4 protein-coding genes are annotated in these 3,193 nt (G+C 58.9%); 1 reads left to right on the top strand and 3 read right to left on the bottom strand.

Annotated elements, in window-relative coordinates; translation table 11 throughout:
• Positions 1-299: 299 nt before the first annotated feature.
• The 3 genes from BP858_RS10275 to BP858_RS10265 are packed head-to-tail and all read right to left on the bottom strand — an operon-like array spanning position 300 to position 2,457.
• Positions 300-995: an HAD family hydrolase gene (locus BP858_RS10275; protein ID WP_062263417.1), complete on the bottom strand. Its 696-nt coding sequence runs from the start codon at positions 993-995 to the stop codon at positions 300-302.
• Entirely contained in the window at positions 959-1,966 is a 1,008-nt protein-coding gene (locus BP858_RS10270) for a hypothetical protein (protein WP_062263414.1), read from the bottom strand. The genes BP858_RS10275 and BP858_RS10270 overlap by 37 nt, the downstream gene beginning before the upstream one ends.
• Positions 1,963-2,457, bottom strand: coding sequence for a hypothetical protein (locus BP858_RS10265; RefSeq protein ID WP_062263411.1), 495 nt, complete (start codon positions 2,455-2,457; stop codon positions 1,963-1,965). The genes BP858_RS10270 and BP858_RS10265 overlap by 4 nt, the downstream gene beginning before the upstream one ends.
• Positions 2,458-2,779: 322 nt before the next feature.
• On the opposite strand from BP858_RS10265, the gene BP858_RS10260 reads away from it, so the two are divergent.
• Positions 2,780-3,193 (top strand): DUF6573 family protein (locus BP858_RS10260; protein ID WP_286879435.1); only part of this gene is annotated, 414 nt, incomplete at its 3' end.

Raw genomic sequence — 3,193 nt, 5'->3', positions numbered from 1 at the left:
GGGGGATGGGACGAAGGCCAGATGTGGTCTGCTATTTTGGAATCGATGCACTACTGGAGCATTTCATCTTATCTTAGGGATGTGGGGGCTGATTACCAGCCTCTCGCGGAAAGCCACGCGGGAGAATTCATGGGGCAGAGCGAGAGGCTGTACGCATGAACACGACCTATTCCCCGGGCGAGCCTGGGCAGTGGACCGTGGTGGGAATCGCCTTGGGGGGGCACGATGGAACAGAGCAGGGGAGCCTCCCAGTCGCCAACCCGGGGATCTCTTCGTGGAAATTAAGGTGAAATGCCCCACTACCGGCCCGGGATGCCCACGTGGCCCAGGATTTCGGAGAACTCCGCAAGGACGATGTCAGCCGCAACGTCCGCTGCGCTGCTCCGGCGCCAGTCGCCGTAGGCGGCAAACGCGGTCACCATGCCAAGTTGCCGCCCGGGAGCGATATCGCGCCTCGGGCTGTCGCCCACCATCATCGCCTCCTCCGGCACCGCATCGAGCCGCCTGAGGGCGTAGAGGAGGGAGTCAGGCTCAGGTTTTCGCCTTCCTGAGACCTCCGGGGTCACCACGACCTCGAAGAAGTCGATGAGCCCGGTCTTCCTGAGCCGCCGGTCTGCCTGGACCGACTCCGCGTCGGTGGCGACCGCGAGCCTGATCCCGGCGTCCTGCAGGCACCGGAGTGTCTCCTCCACGCCCGGATAGGGCTCGACGAGGTCGAGTTTCACGCCCTCGTAGGTGCGGCAGCAGACCTCGAACGTCCGGGGCTGGTATACCCCGAGTGCCTCAAGGTAGTCACGTATGTTTCTGTGATCCTCAAACCCGTAGACTCCGTTGAGGAACTGCAGAAAGAGTGCCTCAGGGTCTCCCGCCCCGAGGTAGTCAACAACGCACCGGCACGCCTCCAGCTTCGCTCCCACAAGGTCAAAGAGGGTGTTGTCCATGTCGCAGACAACCGTCTCTATCTGCTGATGCCGAGTGCCGAGAGTTGTCTGCATATCTCCACTTCCCTTGAAAAATCACGGTACTGCTCATCGTCCTCAAACCGCACCTTCAGTTCGTCCAGGTTGTTGCCCTTCCCCCCGTACTCCCCGAAGACCATGATGCCGTTGCACCGGATGAACCCGAAGACGGCAGCCAGATTGAAGAGCAGTCGCCGGAACGCCGGCGGCGTGCAGGATGTTGTCTCCATACCATATGGGCGGTCAAAGTAGAAGTACTCAAGCCCCTCGGCCATGCAGAGGTCTGCCATGTAGATGTCGGCGGTCAGGAGGACCGGGAGGGCATACCGCTCCTCCTCGAACTTCCGGAGCGCCCTGACAATGTTGCGGTCGTTCTCCTCCGAGAGATGCGAGTGCGGGCCCGGCGCCTCTATCTCCGTCGCCCGGTCGCGGATGGAGCGGTACTCTTTCAACGCGAGGTATGCCGCTTTCCGGGACCGTTTCATGCGTTTGTTCTCGAGTTCCCCGATGATCTCCCGGTGGCCCGGGGCACACGCCATCATCTCCTCGATCTTCTTTGCTGAGTACTTGCGGTTGATGGCATACGTGATCTCGTCCCTGACGGTATCGACGATCAGGTAGGAAGCATGGCTGATCTCCGGGTTGTTCGTCACGAAGCAGTGGTAGAAGAGGTTTGTATCGAGGCCGAAGAAGACAGCCTTCTTCAGCTGCTCATAGGAGGTGAGCATCTCATCGAAGGCGGCCTGGTTTGTGTAGCCAACGATGCCGCTTGCGAGCATGCACTCCTGGAAGTCAGAGTATGAGGGTAGTTCACCGGCGATCGGTTCATATTCCGAGAGCCACTCGTTGAAGGTCTCCCGGGAGGCAGGCAGGTCGAGCCGGAATCCCGTCCCTTCGGGGCGGGCGACCAGGAAGTCTCCCTCGTAGAGAGGATACGAGACGCGGACCTCGTCGAGGCTGTTCTGGAGGATCTGCAACTCATCCTCCCTGATGATGAGAACGCTCATATCTCCAGTTCCTCCATGAGGTCCCGGAGCCGCTGGATCTGGTGCGGGATCATCATATACGGCTTTGCGACGTCGTCGAGGCTCTGCATGGCAAGGTAGTAGATATGCTGGATGTGAATCTCCGCAAGTGAGATCGCGATGAGCGCTCCTGCGACCGTGACCTTCCTGCCTGACGTGATATCGATCGCCACGCCGAACCCCTGGCCGATAAGGTCTTCTGCAAGCGACCTGATCGCCATTCCGGCTCTCACAAAGTCTGCCTCAGGCAGAACCTCGATCCGGATTGCGGGAGTGAACCCATATCCCTCAGAGACTATCAGGATCGCCTTGGATGCGGTTGGTGCGCCTTCAGCATAAGGTTCCTCGGTGACGATAGTGACCCGTTCGGGGCGCAGCCCCTTCTCCCGCAGGACTGCATGATAAGCGTTGACCAGCGCCCATGTTGAGCGTCCAAGAAGTGTTATGTAGGCATCACCTAGCACAGATATCACTGGAAGTATCCTTGTTCAAGACTCACCCCGCTGCTATATAGGCTTTGTTGGGCCCCCTCTCCCGGGATCGGGGTTTGGTGCCGGTATTTTGAGTCATACTATCCGTTTTTCCCGGCTCCTTTACCGGATATTCACCCCTCCGGAAAGTGCACCTGGTATCTCGCCGGGTTACGGCGGTATTTCATCTACGGGCCGTTAGAAATAAGCCGTTAACACGGAAGAAACCGGAAAAACTCGCAAGATATTTGGTAAATTTTTTATGAGGGGTTCCCCCATAGTGGTACAGGAGAGCGCGGAAATTTACCCCGGAGAGATACGATCAATGGATACCAGAAACGTTAAGTTACGGACACCGGCTGATACCTGGGGGCTGGTGGACCCGGAACGCCAGAGGAAGGCACGCCAGGATGCTATCGATGACGGGGACTTAATCGAGATCACCCGGATGGGAAGGGACGTAGGCATCGTCTATCCCCTTGCGGTCTCAGCACGGGCTGCGCAGAGCATGGTGCCGTTCCCGAACATGCCACAGGAGATCGTTACTGAGAACTTATGGGATACCCTTCACGCGTTCAGGGATAAAGCCGACACGACGACCGCTGAGGAGTTTGAGTTCCAGGCAAGCCTCTACCAGAACGGCCTCGTCCCCACCATCACCTTCAAGGCCACCGTCTCCCCCGGGGACGACGGCGAGCCGGTTATCACCATCATGATGCCGGACGAGGACTGGGAGACG

It is taken from the genome of Methanoculleus sp. UBA413, assembly GCF_002502935.1.
GTDB classification, from domain to species: Archaea; Halobacteriota; Methanomicrobia; order Methanomicrobiales; family Methanoculleaceae; genus Methanoculleus; species Methanoculleus bourgensis.
This window is presented reverse-complemented; position numbering and strand designations above follow the sequence as displayed.